The organism is Modicisalibacter sp. (genome assembly GCF_055145905.1).
Genome location: NZ_JBSREH010000054.1, coordinates 1 through 14,792, shown reverse-complemented (window position 1 = coordinate 14,792; position 14,792 = coordinate 1). Strand labels below are relative to the sequence as shown.

General features: G+C 70.5%; 12 protein-coding genes. 4 read left to right on the top strand and 8 right to left on the bottom strand.

Features of this window, described 5'->3' with window-relative positions; all coding sequences use genetic code 11:
• Positions 1–161: 161 nt before the first annotated feature.
• The 5 genes from ACTCB7_RS15885 to ACTCB7_RS15865 are packed head-to-tail and all read right to left on the bottom strand — an operon-like array spanning position 162 to position 4,494.
• Complete coding sequence (locus ACTCB7_RS15885; protein ID WP_463007460.1) at positions 162–836, bottom strand: tetratricopeptide repeat protein; 675 nt, start codon at positions 834–836, stop codon at positions 162–164.
• Between the two features lie 27 nt (positions 837–863).
• The gene (locus ACTCB7_RS15880) at positions 864–1,649 is read right to left on the bottom strand and encodes an SDR family oxidoreductase (RefSeq protein ID WP_463007459.1); all 786 of its coding nucleotides are present in this window, start codon (positions 1,647–1,649) and stop codon (positions 864–866) included.
• Positions 1,636–2,319 (bottom strand): TenA family transcriptional regulator, encoded by a 684-nt coding sequence (locus ACTCB7_RS15875; protein ID WP_463007458.1) that lies wholly within the window; start codon positions 2,317–2,319, stop codon positions 1,636–1,638. The genes ACTCB7_RS15880 and ACTCB7_RS15875 overlap by 14 nt, the downstream gene beginning before the upstream one ends.
• Complete coding sequence (locus tag ACTCB7_RS15870; RefSeq protein WP_463007457.1) at positions 2,316–3,812, bottom strand: AMP-binding protein; 1,497 nt, start codon at positions 3,810–3,812, stop codon at positions 2,316–2,318. The genes ACTCB7_RS15875 and ACTCB7_RS15870 overlap by 4 nt, the downstream gene beginning before the upstream one ends.
• Positions 3,805–4,494 carry a thermostable hemolysin gene (locus ACTCB7_RS15865; RefSeq protein WP_463007456.1) on the bottom strand — a complete coding sequence of 230 codons (690 nt, stop codon included), beginning with the start codon at positions 4,492–4,494 and terminating at the stop codon, positions 3,805–3,807. Before ACTCB7_RS15865 ends, ACTCB7_RS15870 begins: the two co-directional genes overlap by 8 nt.
• A gap of 255 nt (positions 4,495–4,749) precedes the next feature.
• Between ACTCB7_RS15865 and ACTCB7_RS15860 the strand changes: the two genes are divergently transcribed.
• On the top strand, positions 4,750–6,384 hold the full coding sequence (locus ACTCB7_RS15860) for a BCCT family transporter (protein WP_463007455.1): 1,635 nt from the start codon (positions 4,750–4,752) through the stop codon (positions 6,382–6,384).
• Positions 6,385–6,442: 58 nt separating this feature from the next.
• On the opposite strand, the gene ACTCB7_RS15855 is transcribed toward ACTCB7_RS15860, so the two are convergent.
• The 3 genes from ACTCB7_RS15855 to aguA all read right to left on the bottom strand — a co-directional run bounded on the left by ACTCB7_RS15855 (position 6,443) and on the right by aguA (position 9,698).
• Entirely contained in the window at positions 6,443–6,862 is a 420-nt protein-coding gene (locus tag ACTCB7_RS15855) for a hypothetical protein (protein ID WP_224416490.1), read from the bottom strand.
• 99 nt (positions 6,863–6,961) lie between these two features.
• The gene (locus ACTCB7_RS15850) at positions 6,962–8,464 is read right to left on the bottom strand and encodes a CoA-acylating methylmalonate-semialdehyde dehydrogenase (protein WP_224416491.1); all 1,503 of its coding nucleotides are present in this window, start codon (positions 8,462–8,464) and stop codon (positions 6,962–6,964) included.
• Positions 8,465–8,585: 121 nt separating this feature from the next.
• On the bottom strand, positions 8,586–9,698 hold the full coding sequence (gene aguA / locus ACTCB7_RS15845) for an agmatine deiminase (RefSeq protein WP_463007454.1): 1,113 nt from the start codon (positions 9,696–9,698) through the stop codon (positions 8,586–8,588).
• Between the two features lie 143 nt (positions 9,699–9,841).
• Here aguA and ACTCB7_RS15840 point away from each other — a divergent pair, with 143 nt between their 5' ends.
• From ACTCB7_RS15840 to ACTCB7_RS15830, 3 genes are all read left to right on the top strand, one after another.
• A complete protein-coding gene (locus ACTCB7_RS15840) occupies positions 9,842–10,465 on the top strand; it encodes a YbhB/YbcL family Raf kinase inhibitor-like protein (protein WP_224416493.1) in 624 nt (207 codons plus the stop codon).
• Positions 10,466–10,692: 227 nt separating this feature from the next.
• A complete protein-coding gene (locus ACTCB7_RS15835) occupies positions 10,693–12,342 on the top strand; it encodes a VRR-NUC domain-containing protein (RefSeq protein WP_463007453.1) in 1,650 nt (549 codons plus the stop codon).
• On the top strand, positions 12,339–14,633 hold the full coding sequence (locus ACTCB7_RS15830; protein WP_163650424.1) for an ATP-dependent DNA helicase: 2,295 nt from the start codon (positions 12,339–12,341) through the stop codon (positions 14,631–14,633). The genes ACTCB7_RS15835 and ACTCB7_RS15830 overlap by 4 nt, the downstream gene beginning before the upstream one ends.
• Positions 14,634–14,792: the final 159 nt, after the last annotated feature.

Genomic DNA, 14,792 nt, shown 5'->3' with positions numbered 1-14,792 from the left:
GTCGGCTCAATATTGCTCCACTCTGGGGGCGCGGGGCCGGCAACACAAGCCCCGGCCTCGCCGCCCAAGGCAATCGCCATTGGCTTTGACGAGGCCTGCCGCCGGCTCAGCCCGGTCATGTTTCAGCTATCTGCAATAGTCCTGCCTCGCCGCAGGAGAGGTCAGTCCAGCTTGCCGAGCAGTTCGTGGATCTGCTGGCGCCGCCCCTGGTCGGCCACCTCGCGGCCCGGGCGCGGCGCGGCCTTCAGGGCCTTCTCCAGGGCCTCGCGGGCCTTGGCATCGTGGCCCTGGTCATGCTGGTAGTCGCCCCAGAAGTAGAGCGGGTCGATGCCGTGGGGGTTGAGCGACAGCCCCTTCTGCAGCATCGCCCGGGCCTTGTCGTCGTCGCCGAAGCCGATCGGCCAGCCGGGCACCTGATAGTAGAGGGCGCCGAGGCTGGTGTAGGCCGAGCCGTCGAGCGCCGTGCCGTCCAGCGACAGCGCCTTCTCCAGATCCCCCCTGGCCTCCTTGACCAGCGACAGTGCCCCCAGCCCGCCCTTGGCACCGGCCTCGCTGCTGCGAATGATCCCGGCCCAGATGTACAGCTCGGCGGCGTCGGGGTGCTGATCGATCAGCGTCTCGGCGCGTCGGTAGAGCTGGTCGAAGCCGTCGACGCGCTTGTCCGCCGGCGTGCGGTACTGGATTCGTGCCCAGCGGCTCTGCAGCTCGTGGACGCCGCCGGCGACGGCGTCGCTCATCGCCCAGGCGCCGGGCGAGAGGGTCAGGGCGAGGCCGGTCAGGCCGGCGATCGCCGCCAGGCGGCGGGCATGACGGGAGAGGCGGGAGGTGGCTGACATGATCGGTCTCCGGGAGTCTCGCCGCGCTCAGGCGCGGCCGGCGAAGCGTTGGATGGTGGCCAGCTGACGCCGCAGGGCGCGGTCGACCACGCCGGGCAGCAGGGCGTTGAGCGGCACGAACAGGCGCTCGGGCCAGCCCAGGTGACGGTCCGTGGCGCCGCGCTCGACGCTCTCGAGCACGGCGCGGGCGACGGCTTCCGGGGCGTCCACGGCGTTGCCCAGCTCGGCGTTCATGGCGTCCACGGCGGGGTCGTTCATCGCCGTGCGCGTGGCGCGTGGCGCGATGTAGTGCACGTGGATGGCGGTATCGGCCAGCTCGCGGCGCAGGGCCTGGGAGAAGCCCCGCAGCGCGGCCTTGCTCGCGCAGTAGCTGGCATAGCCCGGGTAGCCGATGGCGCCGAAGGTCGAGCCGAGGTTGACGATCCAGGCCTCGTCGGCGGCATGCAGCACCGGCAGCAGGGCCTGGGTGAGCAGCAGCGTGGCGGTGACGTTGAGCGCGATGAGCGTCTCGACGCTTTCCGGCGGCTGATGGGTGAACAGGCCGAAGTGATTGACGCCGGCGGCGTTGATCAGCGTGTCGATGCCCTGTTCGCGGGCGAATCCGACCAGCGCCTGGCGCTCCTCGGCACGGCCCAGGTCGGCGGCGAACCAGTCGCTGCGTTCCGGGGCCTGGGCGGCCATGGCCTCGAGCACGCCGGTGTTGCGGCCGACCAGCAGCAGGTAGGCACCGGCGTCGCGCAGGGTCTCGGCCAGGGCGCGGCCGATGCCGCCGGTGGCACCGGTGAGCAGGATGCGACGTTCAGACCAGTGCATGCGCGAGCTCCTCGGTGGCGTCGGCGGGGTGGTCGAGGCCGCGGAACATGGCACCGTAGAGGCGGTAGACCATGCGTGCGGTGTCGATCACGGCGGCCAGGTCGGTGGCATCGAGTCGGTCGATCAGCCCCTGGAAGAAGGCCAGGTGGCCGACGTCGAGCTCGCCGTGGGAGGCCAGGTAGCGAAAGGCTTCCGGTGGCAGGCCGAGCCCCTCGCGGATCGCCCCGGCGGCCCGGGTGGCCAGCGCGGTGCTGGTGCCCTCGAGCACGAAGACCATGCCGAAGAAGCCCACCGGGTTGTCGTGGGCGATCACGTCGCGCACATGGCGGACCATCAGCTCGGTGGCCGGGGCGGGGCGGCCGGCCGCGGCCTGTTGCGGGTCGCCGCCGGCGGCGCGGATGTCGTCGAGAATCCACTGCTGGTGGCCGTGCTCCTCCGCGATGTATTCGACCAGCGCTCCGCGCAGCCACTCGTGGTGGGCGGGCAGGCGGGCGCCGCAGGCCATCATCAGCGGCACCGTGTGGCTGACGTGGTGATAGGCCTGGGTAAGGAAGGCCAGATAGGTGGCGCGGTCGATGCGCCCTTCGAGGGCGCGCTGGATGACCGGCGTGGCGAGCAGCCAGTCGCGTTCGGCCTGGGTCGCCTGCTCGAGTTCCTGATAGGCGCTCATGGTGTGTTCTCCGGTTCGGTCGGTCGTTCGGTCGGTAACGGGGCCGCCCGGGCCTCGAGCGGGGCGTCGAGCCACTCGCGGTATCGCGCCGCCAGCGCGTCGCGACGCAGCCGCCCGTTGGCGGTGCAAAGCCCCTCGGCCGGGGTGAAGGGGGCGCCGCGCCGCCAGTGGGTGACGCGGGCGTAGTCCGGCAGCCGGGCATTGGCGGCGGCCACGGCGGCCGCGAGTCGGGCGTCGTCGATGGCGTCGTGGGCCGGCACCAGCAGGGCGCGGTTGGCGGGCAGTGCCTCGCCGTGCACCCAGGCCTGGGCGATCGCCGGCTCGGCGGTGAGTTCGGCCTCGACCCAGGCCGGGTCGACGTTGCGGCCGTAGGCGGTGATGAACAGCTGCTTGCGTCGTCCCTCGAGGATCAGGCGGCCGGCCTCCCGGCGGCCCAGGTCGCCGGTGGGCCAGGCCGTCGGCATCGGCGACTCGTCGCCCAGATAGCCGAGCATCAGGTTGCCGGCGACCCGGATTTCGCCATCCGCGGCGAGGGTGACGCGGACATGGGGCAGGGGGCGGCCCACGCTGCCGGGCTTGTCGTCGCCGGGGCGGTTGACGCTGACCACCGAGGCGCATTCGGAGAGCCCGTAGCCCTCGAAGACCGGCCAGCCCGCGGCTCGCGCACGCTCCAGCAGGTGCGGCGAGACCCGGGCGCCGCCCACGGCGAGAAAGCGCCCGGGGAAGCGCGCCGGGCCGCCGGGGTCGGCGAGCAGCGCCTCGAGCAGCTGCGGCACCAGGATCAGGCTGTGCGGCCGGTGATGCTCGAGCCGGCGCCGCGCGGCCGTGACGTCGAACCCGCTGGCGCCCTGCCAGCCGAGTGCGGCCAGCCCCGGCAGCACGCTGGTCGCCCCCATCCACAGCGGGGCGTAGAGCCCGCCGACGTTCTCCAGCAGGGTGGGCAGCGGCAGCAGGGCCAGGTGGCGCTGCACGCGGCACTCGGCGGCGATCGCGGCCAGGCTCTCGGCGACCCGCAGCGGGGCCTCGGCGTCCAGGCACACGCCCCTGGGCGTGCCGCTGGTGCCCGAGGTGAAGGTGATCTTGGCGGTGCCGTCGGGCAGCTCGGGGGGCGTGTCGACCCGGCGCCGGGCCAGCGCCGGATCGGTGCCGGGGGTGAAGCCCAGCGCCTCGCCGAGGTCGGGCGGGCCGATCAGGGCGTCGAGCCCGGCCTGCCGGGTGACGTGGGCGAGCTGGGCGGGCGAGAAGAAGCCCGGCAGGGGCACGTTGACCCGGCCGGCGACCAGCAGCGCCAGGTCCCACAGCGCCCAGTCGATGCCGTTGTCCAGGGCCAGGCCGACACGCCCGGCATCGGCGGCCTGCAGGCGCGCGACGCGGGTGTCGATCTCGGCGACCAGCGCGGCGTAGCTCAGCCGTTGCCGGTCGTCCTCGAGCGCGATGGTCGTCGGGCGGGCGCGGGCCAGGTCCGCCAGGTGGCGATGGAAGCGTTCAGACATGGGCGCAGCCCGGCAGTGAGGCGTCGCCATGAGCGCACGTGCGTTGATGGGGGGAAAGGGAGAACAAGGGCGCGGTTTCAGCGGCGCGACGGGCCTGCAGATGGTGCCAGGCGCGGACCATGTCACCGCCCATCACCAGCGGCGCATTGGCGTAGTAACGGCCCCAGTCGGCCCGTTCCGTGCCCAGCCGGGCCGGGTCGGCCTCGGCCAGAGGCCAGGCCTCCAGCCCCAGCCGAAGAAAGGCGTTGCGGACCTGTCGGGTGGCGGTGAACACCAGCCACTGCCTGCCTTCGGCGACCAGGGTCTCGATCAGGTGGATGATCAGCGGGCGCAGCAGGCCGCGGCGCCGGGCGGCCAGGTTGCCGACTTCGATCAGCCGCGAGCGATCGATGGGCGCGGCCAGCACCTCGGCCAGCCGCTGCTCGGCGGGCATGTTCAGGTAGTGCTCGAGAAACAGGGGATGATCGCCGGCGCGACCCACGCCCAGGGCGGCCTGCAGTACGCCATCCTGCCAGAGCCCGAACAGGCGTGGCTGGAAGTGCAGCAGCCGGGCACCGTGCTCCCGGGCGTACCCCGCGGCGATGAACGCCTGCAGGGCCGGGTGCTCGGCCTCGGTGGCCTCGCGCCAGACCCATGGCGAGGATCGTGGGCCCGGCCCCGCGGGGCGGTTGGAGTCGTGCATGACGTCACCCTCGAGAAGGAAGCTCGAGGGTAGCCTGACGGCAGGGCCTTAACGGTTGCTTAAGCGGCGATACGGGCTGATACGGCCGAGCGGTGGCGCAAGTCGATGATCTGAACGACCTTGATAGTGACAGGTCGGAACGCCGTCGGTAGTGTCGGCACCGGCCTGCCGTGGTGCGCGACGGAAGCGGAAGCCACGGCAGTCAGCGTGATCGCATCGGCGATTGACTGCGAATTCTCAGGACGAGGAGGCATCATGGCCAATCTGGGACGGCAGCGCGTGTTTCTCGCGTCTGCCCTTATCATCATGGTGCTGGTCGGCACGGGGGCGGCCTTCCCCGACCGGTTCGGTGCCACCGCCAATACGGCGCTCGATGCTATCGGCCGCTATTTCGGCTGGTTCTATCTGTTCTCGGTGTTCGGCTTCGTGATCTTCCTGATCGCGCTGGCGCTGAGCAAGTACGGCAAGATTCGCCTGGGGCCGCAGGACTCCAAGCCCTCGTACAGCTTCTTCTCCTGGGTGGCCATGCTGCTGGCCGCCGGCTTCGGCGTGGGGCTGGTGTTCTACGGCATGGCCGAGCCGATGACGCACTTCCTGCATCCGCCCTTCGGCGATCGCGAGCCGGAAACCGCCCAGGCGGCGCGTTATGCCATCCAGTACAGCTTCTTCGACTGGGGCATCCATCAGTGGGCGGCGTTTTCCATCGTCGGGTTGATCATCGCCTACTTCCAGTTCCGCAAGGGGCAGGCCGGGCTGGTGTCGTCGGTGCTGTCGTCGGTGACCGCCAAGCGGCCCGGGATGCGCAAGCTGGGGCCGGCGCTGGATGTCTTCGCGGTGGTGGCGACGATCATGGGCGTGGCCACCTCGATCGGCCTGGCCGTGCTGCAGATCAACGGCGGGCTCAAGGCGGTGTTCGGCGTCGAGGAGAGCGCCTTCTGGAAGTTCAGCATCATGGGGGCGATGTTCGTCTGCTACATGGCCTCGGCCTGGGGCGGGCTCGACAAGGGCATCAAGCGGCTGTCCAACATCAACCTGGTGCTGTGCTTCGCGCTGATGGTCTACGTGCTGGTCACCGGCCCGACGCTGGCGATTCTCAAGACCATCACCCTGGGCATCGGCGACTACCTGCAGCACTTCATCGGCATGAGCCTGCGTACCTCGCCCTTCGAGGGCAGCGGATGGGCCCGCAACTGGACGGTGTTCTACTGGGCCTGGGTGATCGCCTGGTCGCCGTTCGTGGGCACCTTCGTGGCGCGCATCTCGCGCGGGCGCACCATCAAGGAGTACGTGTTCGGGGTGCTGATCATGCCGCCGCTGCTGGCCTGCCTGTGGATCGGCGTGTTCGGCGGCGCGGCGCTTAACATGGAACTCACCGGCGATGTCGGTCTGGCCGCGGCCACCGACGACAACATCACCTCGGCACTGTTCCAGATGTTCGATCTGATGCCGTTTACCGCCGGGCTGTCGATCGTCGCGCTGCTGCTGATCTTCATCTTCCTGGTCACCTCGGCGGACTCGGCGACCTACATCGTCGCCCAGATGACCGACGGCGGCTCGATTAATCCGCCGCTCTACAAGCGCATCAGCTGGGGCGTGCTGATCGCCGCGATCTGCCTGACACTGCTGATCGCCGGTGGGCTCAAGGGGCTGCAGTCGGCCTCGGTGCTCTCGGCGTTGCCGTTCACCTTCATCATCTACGGGATGATATTCGTGCTGATCAAGGAGCTGCGCGGCGATCGCAAGGCGATGCTCACCAACCTCTATCGCCGCCACGGCGAGACGCCGGTGGGGGCGGATGTCTTCGAGGCAGACGAACTCGCCGAAGCCGACCGCTACCGGCGCGCGCCGGATGTGGTCAACCGCCGGATCAACCCCCGCGACAGCGGCTGACCGGCCGTGTGCCCGGCCCCTATGCCGGGCACATTCCCGCCGTTCTGCCGGCGGCCCATCACGCCGCCTCCCGGCGGGCGACGAGATGGCGGGTAAAGACCCACATGCCCAGCCCCCAGGCGCCGTTGACGATGAAGCCGATCGGCAGGACCGCCGGCATGAAGCCACGGCCCTTGAGGGGGAAGACCACCAGCAGGGCGACCAGCGTCAGCACGATGGCGCCAAACAGGCCGCACTTCCACCACAGGCCGTTTTCGACGCGCCAGCGTGTGAACAGGCCGAGCATGACCACCCCCCAGACGCCACCCCAGAAACTGGCCGAAAACCATTGCGGCACGCCCAGAGGCGCCACCGGCGCAGTGCCGTAGGGCGCGGAGGGGATCACGCCGTAGGCGTGCAGCAGGCCCACCGCCGGCTGGTGAAAGCAGAGCACGGCGAAAAAGCCGGCGACGAAGGCGAGCAGGGTGAAGCGGAACATGGCAGGGCTCCCGAAGATGAGTGCACCTGCCAGTATGGTTCACGACGGGGCGGGGGCGGCCTTGATGTCGGCTCCATGGCCCTGCCGGCGTTGCCCGTTTTAGTGCGTCGGCATGGTGAAGTGGTTGGTCTCCTCACGGATGCCGCTCGGCCAGCGCTGGGTGATGGTCTTCATGCGGGTGTAGAAGCGCACGCCGTCGGGGCCGTGCATGTGCAGCGGGCCGAACAGCGAGCGCTTCCAGCCGCCGAAGCTGTGGAAGGCCATGGGCACCGGGATCGGCACGTTGACGCCGACCATGCCCACCTGGATCTGCTCGCAGTACTGGCGCGCGGCGTCGCCGTCGCGAGTGAAGATTGCCGTGCCGTTGCCGAACTCGTGGGCGTTGATCATCGCCACCGCCTCGTCGAAGCTCGCCGCGCGGGCGATCGCCAGCACCGGGCCGAAGATCTCCTCGCTGTGGATGCGCATGCCCGGCCTGACGTGATCGAACAGGGTGCCGCCGATGAAGAAGCCATTACCCGCGTTGTCGACCACGGTGTCGCGGCCGTCGATGACCAGTTCGGCGCCTTCGTCCACGCCGGTCTGGATATAGCCGCGGACCTTCTCCAGATGCTCGCGGGTGACCAGTGGCCCCATGTCGTTGTCCGGGCCGTCGACCAGCCCCGGGCCGACGCGCAGGGTCGCAAGCTTCTCGACGAGTTTCTCGCGCAGGCGCTCGGCGGTCTGCTCGCCGACCGGCACGGCCACCGAGATCGCCATGCAGCGCTCGCCGGCACTGCCGTAGGCGGCGCCCATCAGCGCATCCACCGCCTGGTCGAGATCGGCGTCGGGCATGATCATCATGTGGTTCTTGGCGCCGCCCAGCGCCTGGACGCGCTTGCCGTGGGCCGAGGCGGTGGTGTAGATGGCCTCGGCGATCGGCGTGGAGCCGACGAAGCTCACCGCCTGGACACGGTCGTCGGTGAGCAGCACGTCGACCGCCTCCTTGTCGCCGTTGACCACATTGAAAACGCCGTCGGGCAGCCCCGCTTCGGTGAGCAGTTCGGCCAGTCGCAGCGGTGTCGACGGATTCTTTTCGGAGGGCTTCATGACGAAGGTGTTGCCGCAGGCGAGCGCGATGGGGAACATCCACATCGGCACCATGGCCGGGAAGTTGAACGGTGAGATGCCCGCACACACGCCCAGCGGCTGCATCAGCGAGAAGCTGTCGACGCCGCTGCCGACGTTCATCGAATGCTCGCCCTTCTGCAGGTGCGGGATACCGCAGGCGAATTCGACAACCTCCAGGCCGCGTGTCAGTTCGCCCTTGGCGTCGGAGAAGACCTTGCCGTGCTCCTGCGAGATCAGAGTGGCGATCTCGTCGGCATGCTGCTCGACCAGCGCCTTGAACCGGAACAGGACGCGGGCGCGCTTGAGCGGCGACATCTTCGACCACTCGGCAAACGCCGCGTCGGCGATGCGCACGGCCTCGCGGGCCTCGTCGGCGGACGCCAGGGAAACCTGAGCGCTCTGCTCGCCGGTGGCGGGGTTGTAGACCGGGGCGACGCGTTCGCTGCGTCCGGTGACGATCTTGCCGTTGAGGTAGTGCGGGATCTGGTGCATGAGGAAAGTCCTTGGCTCGTCGCGTGTTGTCGATGGGACTGCCTGTGCGGCCCGGTCGCAGGGCCAGCCGGGCCGTCCAGTCTCGCACAGCCGGTGGCCGGCGGGCAGACCGACGAGAGTCTCATTGTCGACAGGGAGGAGCGGCGGGCTGCTGCTGGGTGATGCAGTGGATGTTGCCGCCGCCGAGCAGGATCTCGCGGGCGTCGATGCCGATTACCCGGCGGCTCGGGAACAGCCGTTCGAGGATCGCCCGGGCCGCGTCGTCGTGGGCCGGGTCGAGCCGGGGCATCACTACCACCGAGTTGCCGATATAGAAGTTGACGTAGGAGCCGGCCAGGCGATCGCCGGGCTGGCGCGGCCGTGAGCTCGACAGGCGGTCGACGCCGCCAGCCTCGGCTTCGGCGATGGTCAGCGGGCCGGGCATCGGCAGACGGTGCACGGTAAGCCGACGGCCGCGGGCATCGGTGGCGGCCTCGAGGATCGCCAGCGCCTCGCGGGAGATGGCGTGCTGCGGGTCGCGCTCGTCGTCGCACCAGGTCAGCGCCACCTCGCCGGGGGCGACGAAGCAGCACAGGTTGTCGACATGGCCGTCGGTCTCGTCCTGATAGCAGCCGCGTGGCAGCCAGAGGATCGTCTCGACCCCCAGATAGGCACGCAGCAGCCGCTCGATCTCGGCCCGGTCGAGGCCGGGGTTGCGATTGGGGTTGAGCAGGCACTCCTCGGTGGTGATCAGGGTGCCCTCGCCGTCGACGTGAATCGCTCCGCCCTCGACCACCAGCGGGGCGATGAAGCGCTGGATACCGAGAATCTCGGCGATCTTGCGGCGAATGCGGCGGTCCTTGTCCCACGGAAAGTAGAGCCCGCCGTCCAGCCCGCCCCAGGCGTTGAACTCCCAGTCGACCATCGCCAGGCGGCCGTCCGGATGGGTGAGGAAGGTCGGCCCGACGTCGCGCATCCAGGCATCGTTGCTGGAGAGTTCGATCACCCGAATGGGGTCCGGCAGGCGGTTGCGGGCGTTCTCGTACTGGTCGTCGTTGACGCCGACGAACACCGTCTCGCTCTCGGCGATCGCCGTGGCCACCTCGACGAACGCGGCCTGGGCCGGCTTGGCGCCGTAGCGCCAGTTGTCGGGGCGCTGCGGCCAGAGCATCCAGCAGGCGTCGTGCGGGGCGAACTCGGCGGGCATGCGAAAGCCCAGCTCGGCGGGAGTGAGGGGAGAAACAGGGGGATTCATGGTGTCGCGCATCGCCGCATCGAAAGGACAGGCCTTCAGCCTAGCACTGTTCCGCCGCCGGGCGTCTGGTCGAGCCCCGACCGTCTGGGCTAGGCTGATATGCGTTCATTCCTGCAACTCTTCCTGCAATCACGGAGGTGATGATGAAACTGACCGTTCAGGGCATCGAGGATCAGCAGCCGATTCCCGAGACCTTCGCCTTCGGCGTGCCGGGCGACGGCGAGCCGATGACGCTGGGCCCCAACCGCAACCCGGCCCTGCACTGGACCGATATCCCCCAGGGCACCAAAAGCTTCGCGGTGATCGTCTGCGACCCCGACGTGCCCAGCGATGCGTCGGACGCCAACCAGCAGGGCAAGACCATCGCCGCCGACATGCCGCGGGTGGACTTCTACCACTGGGTGCTGGTCAATGTGCCGGCCTCCACGCACGGCATCGAGGAGGGCGCCGCCGCCGACGGGGTGACACCCAAGGGCAAGCAGTCCGGCAGGAGCGCGCTGGGGCTGGAAGGCATCAACACCTTCACCGACTTTCTCGCCGGCGACCCGGACATGGGCGGTACCTACGGCGGCTACGACGGCCCCTGCCCGCCGTGGAACGACGCCCTCGTCCACCGCTATCACTTCACCGTCTATGCGCTGGACGTCGAGTCGCTGGACATGAAAGGCACGTTCACCGGCGACGAGGCGCTGGGCGCGATGCAGGGCCATATCCTGGGCCAGGCCACCGTCACCGGCACCTATACCCTGAATCCCGAGCTGCGCTGAGCACGTCCCGGCAGGGCTATGGCTGATGGCTGCCACATGACTCGGGCTGATCCGTCGGCAGGTCTGCGAGGGGGCGCTGTGAACCCCTCCATGGGCGCTACCTACGCCATCCATGGCGTAGGACCCCCTCTTCAACCTGCTCCCGGCGCCCTCGTCAGAGCCAACGGCGATTGCCGCCGGCCCGTGCGCGACGTACCATGGATGCCCATCCAGTTTCCGGGGGCGCCATGGTCCGTCCGACCCTCGACGACCCGCTCTACTACCTGCACAACTTCCGCTTCGTGCTGGACTGGCTCGAACGGCGCTACGCCGACCTGTTCGACGCCGCCGAGCGTGACTTCCTGAGCCGTTTCCCGAACTTGCCGGTGCCCGCTCAGGCACTGCTGGTACGCATGGTGATGCGCAAGGGGCGCCACTTTCGGCCCGCCACCCTCGACTACGCCGAGGTCGGCCCGGTGACGACGGCCATCGCGCCGCTGCTGGCCCGGGGCTGGGTGAGCGCCGATGCGGCGCTGTCGCTGGACGAGCTGTTCACGCTGCTGCCCCGTGCGGAGCTGGCGCGGCTGTTCGCCGAACCGCTGGCCGCGGCCGGGCTGCGCCGCGCCCGCAAGGCGCAGTGGCTCGCGGCGCTGAGCGAGCGCCTTGCCGAGCCGCGCTCGCCGCGCGACTGGGGGCTCGCTGACGGCGCGATCTACACGCTGACCATCGATGCATTGTGCGAGCGGCTGCGCCTGATGTTCTTCGGCAACCTGCGCCAGGACTGGTCGACCTTCGTGCTCGCCGAACTGGGCCGGGCGCGTTACGAGACGGTGGCCTTCCCGGCATCGGCACGGGCCTTCGCCGGTCGGGCCGACGTCGACACCTACCTGCAGCTGCAGCACTGTCGCGAGCGGCTCGAGGCCGGCGAGGCGGTCGCGACGCTGCGTGCCGAGGTGCCGCCGAGACAGGCCCGGCCCTGGCTCGAGGCGCGCCGGGCCAAGCTGCTCTATCGGCTGGGGCGCGAGGCCGAGCGCGGCGGCGAGCTGGCCGAGGCCGAGGCGCTGTATGCCGAGTCCTCGCACCCCGAGGCGCGCTGTCGGCGGCTGCGGGTGCTTGAGCGCAGCGAGCACCATGAACGGGCCCTGGCGCTGGCCGAGGCGATCGCCGCCGACCCGAGGGGCGATGTCGAGCGTCGCCAGGCCCGGCGCATCCAGACGCGCCTGCACCGGCGGCTGGGGCGGGCGCCGCTGCCCGCGGCGACGGCCCCGACGGTCGTGACCCACACGCTGGAGCTGGCGCCGGGGTCCGGGCGTGTCGAAGGGGCGGTGCGCGAGCATCTCGCCACCCCGGAGGCGCCGGTGCACTACGTCGAGAACGGCCTGATCCCCGGGCTGTTCGGCCTGCTGTGCTGGGAGGCGATCTTCGCGCCGCTGCCCGGGGCCTTCTTCCACCCCTTCCAGCGCGGGCCGGCCGATCTCGGCCAGGGCGACTTCCGCACGCGGCGGGCGGAGCGCTTCGCGGCCTGCCTGGCCCGGCTCGACGACGGCACCTATCGGGACGCCATTCGACGGCAGCATCGCGACAAGATCGGGCTGCAATCGCCCTTCGTCGACTGGGCGCTGCTCGACGACACCCTGCTCGAACGGGCGCTGGCCTGCCTGCCGGCCGCGCACCTGCGGCTGTGCTTCGAGCGGCTGCTTCAGGACCCGGTGGCCCATCGCGCCGGCCTGCCGGACCTGATCCAGTTCTGGCCCGACGAGCGGCGCTACCGGATGCTCGAGGTGAAGGGGCCGGGCGACCGCCTGCAGGACAACCAGCGCCACTGGCTCGAGTTCTTCGCCCGTCACGACCTGCCGGCGGCGGTGTGCCACGTGCGCTGGCGGGACATGGCGTCATGACCCTGTGCGTCGCGGTGCGTACCCTGTGCGCCTTCACCGCGCGCAGCGGCGATCTCGACCGGCGCTTCACCCCGGCGCCCTCGGCCCAGGAGGGCATGGCCGGGCACGCCCTGGTGACCGCCCGGCGCGGCGCCGACTACCAGCGCGAACTGCCGCTGGAGGGTCGCCACGGCGAGCTGGTCGTGCGCGGCCGCGCCGACGGCTTCGATCCCGAGCGGCGACGCCTCGAGGAGATCAAGACCCATCGCGGCGACCTGGCGCTGATGCCCGACAACCAGCGCGCGCTGCACTGGGCGCAGGTCAAGCTCTACGGGGCGCTGCTGTGCCGCGAGCGCGGCCATGCCGAGCTGACGCTGGCGCTGGTCTATCTCGACATCGCCACCCAGCGCGAGACGGCGCTCGAGGTCACGTGCGACGCCGCCGAACTGGAGGCCTTCTTCGTCGAGCACTGCGCGCGTTTCCTGGCCTGGGCGCGGCAGGAGGCGGCGCATCGCGTCGCGCGCGATGCGGCCCTCGAGGCGCTGGGCTTTCCCCACGCCGCCTTTCGCCCCGGCCAGCGCGAACTGGCGGAGGCCGCCTACAAGGCGGCGGCCACCGGGCGGGCGCTGCTGCTGGAGGCGCCGACCGGCATCGGCAAGACGCTGGGCACGCTGTTTCCCGCGCTCAAGGCACTGCCGCGCCGCGAACTCGACCGTGTGTTCTTCCTGACCGCCAAGACCCCGGGGCGGCGGCTGGCGCTGGACGCCCTGGCCACCCTCGCGGGCGATGAGGCACCGGCGTCGGCCCTGCCGCTGCGCGTGCTCGAGCTGGTGGCCCGCGACAAGGCCTGCGAGCATCCCGACAAGGCCTGCCACGGGGAGGCCTGCCCGCTGGCCCGCGGCTTCTACGACCGGCTGCCCGCGGCGCGCGAGGCGGCGGTACACCAGGCCCGGCTCGACCGCGAGAGCGTGCGCGAGATCGCCCTGGCGCATGAGGTCTGCCCCTACTACCTGGCTCAGGAACTGGCACGCTGGTGCGACGTGGTCATCGGCGACTACAACTACTACTTCGACACCCATGCCATGCTGCACGCCCTGGCCCGCGAGCAGGAATGGCGCGTCGCGGTGCTGGTCGACGAGGCCCACAACCTGGTCGAACGCGGGCGCGGCATGTACACCGCCGCGCTCGACCGGGGCGAGCTGCTGGCCCTGAAGCGGCACGCACCGGGCGCGCTGCGTCGCCCGCTGGAGGCGCTCGATCGGCAGTGGCGGGCGCTGCACGCGGAGGATGAGACGGACGCGGGCTACCGGGTGCTCGACGGCCCGCCGACGCAATGGCTGGGCGCCCTGCAGCGACTCGTGCAGGCGATCGCCGACCATCTGTCCCAGGCACCGACGGCCGGCACGCCGATGCCCGACCCGGCGCTGCTGTCCTTCATGCTCGATGCCCTGCAGCTGGTGCGCCTGACCGAGCGCTTCGGCGCGCACTCGCTGTTCGACTGTCACGAGTGGCCGGGGCGGCGCGGCACGCGCCTGTCGCGGCTGTGCTGTCGCAATGTGCTGCCGGCTGCGTTCCTCGCCGAGCGCTTCGCCGCGGCCCATGCCACGGTGCTGTTCTCGGCGACGCTCGGGCCGAGCACCTATTACCGGGATCTGCTCGGGCTGCCCGCCGACACGCCCTGGCAGGCCGTGCCGTCCCCCTTTTCGGCGGCGCAGCTGACGGTGCGGCGCAGCGCGCACATCTCGACCCGCTACGCCGATCGCCCGGCGTCGCTCACCCCCATCGCCACGCTGATGGCCGAGCAGTACCGCGCCCGACCGGGCAACTACCTGGCGTTCTTCAGCAGCCACGCCTATCTCGAGCAGGTGACCGAGCGCTTTCGGCAGCACCACCCCGAGATTCCGGTCTGGTGCCAGCAGCGTCGCATGGACGAGGCGGCCCGCCAGGCGTTTCTCGACCGCTTCGTCGCGGGCGGGCAGGGCATCGGCTTCGCCGTGCTCGGCGGGGCCTTCGCCGAGGGCGTGGACCTGCCCGGCGAGCGACTGATCGGCGCCTTCGTCGCCACGCTGGGCCTGCCGCAGGTCAACCCGGTCACCGAGCAGCTGCGCGAGCGGCTGGCCGCGCTGTTCGGCCGCGGCTACGACTACGCCTACCTGTATCCCGGCGTGCAGAAGGTGGTCCAGGCGGCCGGCCGGGTGATCCGTACCCCGGCGGATCGCGGCGTGGTGCACCTGATCGACGATCGCTTTCGCCGCCGCGAGGTGGAGCGGCTGCTGCCGGCCTGGTGGCGGCTCGACCCCGAGGAGGCATGAGTCGGGACAGAGTGGAGCGCCAAGGCCGACAGCATCCCCGACGACGGATCCGGTGGCAGGTGCATCGCGACTGAAGTCGCTTGTATGTTGGAAATGACCCAACACGGGCAGTATGGAGAAGACTTGCCGGGGTGGAGGGACGAAGATCGCATCTGGCCC

Bases quoted from the DNA above. Each gene is read 5' to 3' on its own strand.
- ACTCB7_RS15875 (WP_463007458.1), bottom strand. From the start codon at position 2,319: ATGAGCGCCTATCAGGAACTCGAGCAGGCGACCCAGGCCGAACGCGAC.
- ACTCB7_RS15870 (WP_463007457.1), bottom strand. From the start codon at position 3,812: ATGTCTGAACGCTTCCATCGCCACCTGGCGGACCTGGCCCGCGCCCGC.
- ACTCB7_RS15860 (WP_463007455.1), top strand. From the start codon at position 4,750: ATGGCCAATCTGGGACGGCAGCGCGTGTTTCTCGCGTCTGCCCTTATC.
- ACTCB7_RS15880 (WP_463007459.1), bottom strand. From the start codon at position 1,649: ATGCACTGGTCTGAACGTCGCATCCTGCTCACCGGTGCCACCGGCGGC.
- ACTCB7_RS15840 (WP_224416493.1), top strand. From the start codon at position 9,842: ATGAAACTGACCGTTCAGGGCATCGAGGATCAGCAGCCGATTCCCGAG.
- ACTCB7_RS15830 (WP_163650424.1), top strand. From the start codon at position 12,339: ATGACCCTGTGCGTCGCGGTGCGTACCCTGTGCGCCTTCACCGCGCGC.
- ACTCB7_RS15835 (WP_463007453.1), top strand. From the start codon at position 10,693: ATGGTCCGTCCGACCCTCGACGACCCGCTCTACTACCTGCACAACTTC.
- ACTCB7_RS15865 (WP_463007456.1), bottom strand. From the start codon at position 4,494: ATGCACGACTCCAACCGCCCCGCGGGGCCGGGCCCACGATCCTCGCCA.
- ACTCB7_RS15855 (WP_224416490.1), bottom strand. From the start codon at position 6,862: ATGTTCCGCTTCACCCTGCTCGCCTTCGTCGCCGGCTTTTTCGCCGTG.
- aguA (WP_463007454.1), bottom strand. From the start codon at position 9,698: ATGAATCCCCCTGTTTCTCCCCTCACTCCCGCCGAGCTGGGCTTTCGC.
- ACTCB7_RS15850 (WP_224416491.1), bottom strand. From the start codon at position 8,464: ATGCACCAGATCCCGCACTACCTCAACGGCAAGATCGTCACCGGACGC.
- ACTCB7_RS15885 (WP_463007460.1), bottom strand. From the start codon at position 836: ATGTCAGCCACCTCCCGCCTCTCCCGTCATGCCCGCCGCCTGGCGGCG.